Source organism: Actinomycetota bacterium, assembly GCA_005774595.1.
Taxonomy (GTDB): domain Bacteria; phylum Actinomycetota; class Coriobacteriia; order Anaerosomatales; family D1FN1-002; genus D1FN1-002.
In genome coordinates, this window is the sequence record VAUM01000176.1 from 1 (window position 1) to 4032 (window position 4032).

Annotated in this window: 6 protein-coding genes; 5 read left to right on the top strand and 1 reads right to left on the bottom strand. The window is 70.8% G+C overall.

Annotated elements, in window-relative coordinates; genetic code table 11:
* From FDZ70_07320 to FDZ70_07340, 5 genes are all read left to right on the top strand, one after another.
* Nucleotides 1-633, top strand: a 633-nt coding sequence (locus FDZ70_07320; GenBank protein TLM74034.1) for an ABC transporter ATP-binding protein, incomplete at its 5' end; no start/stop codon positions are given.
* Between the two features lie 40 nt (nucleotides 634-673).
* On the top strand, nucleotides 674-1945 hold the full coding sequence (locus FDZ70_07325) for a phenylacetate--CoA ligase (GenBank protein TLM74039.1): 1272 nt from the start codon (nucleotides 674-676) through the stop codon (nucleotides 1943-1945).
* 39 nt (nucleotides 1946-1984) lie between these two features.
* Nucleotides 1985-2539 (top strand): hypothetical protein, encoded by a 555-nt coding sequence (locus FDZ70_07330; GenBank protein TLM74035.1) that lies wholly within the window; start codon nucleotides 1985-1987, stop codon nucleotides 2537-2539.
* On the top strand, nucleotides 2536-2949 hold the full coding sequence (locus tag FDZ70_07335) for an SH3 domain-containing protein (protein TLM74036.1): 414 nt from the start codon (nucleotides 2536-2538) through the stop codon (nucleotides 2947-2949). Before FDZ70_07330 ends, FDZ70_07335 begins: the two co-directional genes overlap by 4 nt.
* Before the next feature lie 14 nt (nucleotides 2950-2963).
* Nucleotides 2964-3269 (top strand): hypothetical protein, encoded by a 306-nt coding sequence (locus FDZ70_07340; protein ID TLM74037.1) that lies wholly within the window; start codon nucleotides 2964-2966, stop codon nucleotides 3267-3269.
* A gap of 339 nt (nucleotides 3270-3608) precedes the next feature.
* On the opposite strand, the gene FDZ70_07345 is transcribed toward FDZ70_07340, so the two are convergent.
* On the bottom strand, nucleotides 3609-4032 hold a 424-nt coding region (locus FDZ70_07345), incomplete at its 5' end, for an NUDIX hydrolase (protein TLM74038.1).

The following is a 4032-nucleotide window of genomic DNA, read 5'->3' on the forward strand; positions in this document are numbered from 1 at the left end:
GGGGCGAACGGCGCGGGCAAGTCGACCCTGCTCAAGGCCCTCGTGGGGCTCGTGCGGACGTCGTCGGGCGAGGTCTCGCTCTTCGGCGAGACGGTCACCGGCAAGCCGCCCGAGAGGCTTATCCGCAAGGGGATGGCGCTCGTCCCGGAGGGACGGCTGCTCTTCGGCGCCATGACGGTCTCGGAGAACCTCGCGCTCGGAGCGTACTCGCGGGGAGCAGGGCCGGGCGGTCCTCCCGCGGCCGACCTCGAGGCGGTCTTCGGGCTCTTCCCGGTGCTGGCGGAGCGGCTCGAGCAGCCCGCCGCGACGCTCTCGGGCGGCGAGCAGCAGATGCTGGCCGTGGCGCGAGCGCTGATGTCGCGGCCCAAGGTGCTGCTGCTCGACGAACCGTCGCTCGGACTGGCGCCGAAGGTCATCGGCGAGATCTTCGCCGCGCTCGACGCGCTGCGGGCCGGCGGGCTGACGATCCTGCTCGTCGAGCAGGACGCCAAGGTCGCGCTGGCGCACTGCGACCGCGGGTACGTGATGCGCACCGGCGAGGTCGTCCTCGAGGGTGCGTCCGCGGACCTGCTCGGCAACGACGACGTTCGGCTGATCTACCTGGGCGCCTGGCACGGCGCGCAGGGGAAGTGAGGGACGAGCGATGGCGATCTGGAACCCCGAGTACGAGTCGATGTCGCGCGCGGCGCTCGAGGATCTGCAGCTCCGGCGCCTCCAGACGACGCTCGCCTGGGTATACGAGCGCGTGGCGCACTACCGCGACGCCATGGACGAGGCGGGCGTGCGCCCGAAGGACATCCACTCGCTCGCCGACATCCGCAAGCTCCCGTTCACCGACAAGACCGTCTTGCGCGACACCTACCCGTTCGGGCTGTTCGCCGTGCCGATGGAGCAGGTGAACCGGGTGCACGCCTCGTCGGGAACGACCGGCAAGCCCATCGTGGTCGGCTACACCCGCGGCGACCTCAACACGTGGGCCGAGTGCTGTGCGCGCGTCGCGGCGGCCGCCGGCGTGACGGAGCGTGACATCGTCCAGATGGCCTTCGGCTACGGCCTGTTCACCGGCGGCTTCGGGATGCACGCCGGCGTCGAGCGTGTCGGCGCGACGATCGTGCCGGCCGGTGCGGGCAACACCGAGCGCCACCTCACGCTGATGCAGGACTTCGGCACGACGGCGATCGTGTCCACCCCGAGCTACGCGCTCTACCTCGCCGAGGTGGGGGAGCGCATGGGTATCGACGTGAAGGGGCTCGCGCTGCGCGTCGGGCTGTTCGGCGGCGAGCCGTGCACGGACGCGGCGAAGCGCGAGATCGAGGAGAGGCTCGGCATCACCGCCACGGACAACTACGGGCTGACCGAGGTCATGGGTCCCGGCGTCTCGGGGGAGTGCGAGGCGGCCGCCGGCCTCCACATCAACGAGGACCACTTCCTCTGGGAGCTGGTCGACCCGGTCAGCGGCGAGCCGGTCGCCGAGGGCGAGGAGGGCGAGCTCGTCTTCACCTCGCTGACCAAGGAGGCGTTCCCGGTCCTGCGCTACCGAACGCACGATCTGACCACGGTCACGACGGAGCCGTGCGCGTGCGGGCGCACGACCGCGCGGATGGCCAAGGTCCGGACGCGCACGGACGACATGCTCATCATCCGCGGCGTGAACGTCTTCCCGAGCCAGGTCGAGGACGTGCTCTACAAGATCGAGGGCGTCAGCCCGCACTACCTGATCGTCCTCGGGCGCAAGCACGGCATGGACGACATGGAGGTGCGCATCGAGGTCGCGGAGGAGATCTTCAGCGACGTGATGAGCGACATGGTCGGCTTCACGAGGAACGTCGGCGAGCGCCTGCACGCGGTCATCGGCCTGAACGTCAAGGTCACGCTGGTCGAGCCGGGTACAATAGAGCGGACGGCGGGCAAGGCCCGGCGTGTGGTCGACGAACGCGGACTGTAGGGCAGTTCACGCACCGCACCGCGCAGGGAGAGGCTCACGGTGCCGATCATACCGAGCTGGGGCTGGTGGGCGATAGGCGGTGCCGGCGCGCTCGTCGCGCTCATCGGCGTCGTCCTGCTCGTCGTGCTGGCATGGCGCCGTCAGGAGCGGAAGTACGTCGTCCGGCTCGTCGCGCAGCGCGAGGCCGTGCGCGCCGGGCTCCGGTCGCTGTCCGAGGTCGTGGTACGCCTCGCCGAGGACACGGACGACGAACTCACGGCATTCGTCTCCGACGAGCGGCACCTCGACCGCAAGGCGCTCGGCGAACTGCATCGCCAGCAGGCGATCGTGCGCGACGAGCTGCAGACCGTCGCGCTGCCCAAGGACCTGTGGGGTGCGGCGGACGCGCTGACGGCGGCCGCGGCGGCCGTGGCGCGGGAGGCCGGCAGGGTGGGGGAGCACGCCGGGGCCGACGACGTGCTGACGGCGCTCGGTGAGGTCGACCTCGCTGCGGCGCGTGCCGCGGTCGACACGGCGGATGCGGCGGTCCACGATGTGTGCGAGCGGTTCGGACTGGAGGACGCTGCGGTGTACGGCGGGGGGTTGTACATATGAGGTTCCCGACACTTGCGAAGGCCGCCGCGGCCGCGGTGGGGCTCGTCATCGTCGCAGTGGTCGTGATGGGCTACTTCGGCGAGTACCGGGCGGCGAAGGGGACCGCCGGCGGCGAGGCCACCCGCTCGGTCGACGCGACGGGCGCATCGAAGGACTCGACGCTCACGGGCGCCGGCATGAACGTCATGTCCCAGACATCGGGGGCCACTCCGTCGTGGGTGATCGTGCAGATCGAGGGCCTGAACCTGCGCACCCAGCCGGAATCGGACGCCGAGGTCATCCGAGGGCTCTCGCGCAACGAGAAGCTACGCTACGTGTCGGGGAAGACCGGCTGGTACCAGGTGACCGACAAGGACGGCCGAACCGGCTGGATCTCGTCCAACCCGCAGTACGCGACGATCGAGAAGTAGGAGGCGCACCGGCCGTGAGCGATCTGGTCATCGGCGCCGCCGACGAGTTCTACCGCCTTCGCATCGTCCGTGTGGACGACGCCGACGCGCCCGACCTCGAGTGGCGCGAGGACATCCTGTACCGCGAGCCGCCTGCCCAGGACATGGACGAGTACGCGGTCTGGCGCGTCGAGGTCGTATCCGTCCTGGACGACGAGCTCGTGACGTCGCTCGGAGAGTACCCGTCTGAGCGGGAGGCCGAGGAGCGTCTCGGGGGCGCGCAAGAGGACCTCGACCGGATGACGAAGTCGCAGTTCGACGCTGCGTACCTCGGTTCGTAGACCGGGGCCGCTCGGCGGCGCGAGGTCGTCCCATGGGGCGGGCCGCGTGAGCGGGTGAGAGCGCCGGCGATGCGGCCGTACTGCGCGGATCCCGCTAAGCGACATAAGATACCTTATCAGACAAACGCCTGAGTACGTACGCTCGCATGGCAGCGCCCCCTGCGCCAAGGAAGGCTACGGCCCCGTACCGTGGCAACACGGTACGGGGCCGTCCTCACACCGTCGGCGCGCGGCCGCTGGCAAAGTACGCGCGCCGGTGCGATGGCATCGGTCGCGGGTGGAAGCCCCGGCACTCCGGGCTCCGCCCGCCCGGGCCGGCGTCGCCGCCGGCCGATCAGGTTATGTCAATCGAGTGTGCGCGCCGTCCTCGGGCGTGTAGCGGGGTCCGAGGTACCTCGCCCGGGCGTCAGGCCCCGCTGACAGGGCTTCGACGAGTTCGCGGGCGACCGGCGGGCGCAAGTCGAGCTCTGTGAGCCGTTCCAAGGCCACGAGGTCGACCCCTTCGACCCGTGGGTCGTCGGGTCGATCCGTCACGGCGCCCCCGGTGACGTCGGCCGCGAAGGTCACGTTGACGACGTGGCGGCCCCCGTCCGGCGCGATCGTGTCGGACAGGAGCAGCGGGGCGCCGACCTCGATGCGCAGGCCGGTCTCCTCGGCGACCTCGCGCACCAATGCGTCGGCGAGCGCCTCGCCGTACGCGACTCCCCCACCGGGGAGCAGGTGGTACGAGTGGGCTCCGGCGCGGTGACGCACCGTCACGACG

Coding starts and splice junctions, on each gene's coding strand:
- FDZ70_07325 (TLM74039.1), top strand. CDS start 674: ATGTCGCGCGCGGCGCTCGAGGATCTGCAGCTCCGGCGCCTCCAGACG.
- FDZ70_07335 (TLM74036.1), top strand. CDS start 2,536: ATGAGGTTCCCGACACTTGCGAAGGCCGCCGCGGCCGCGGTGGGGCTC.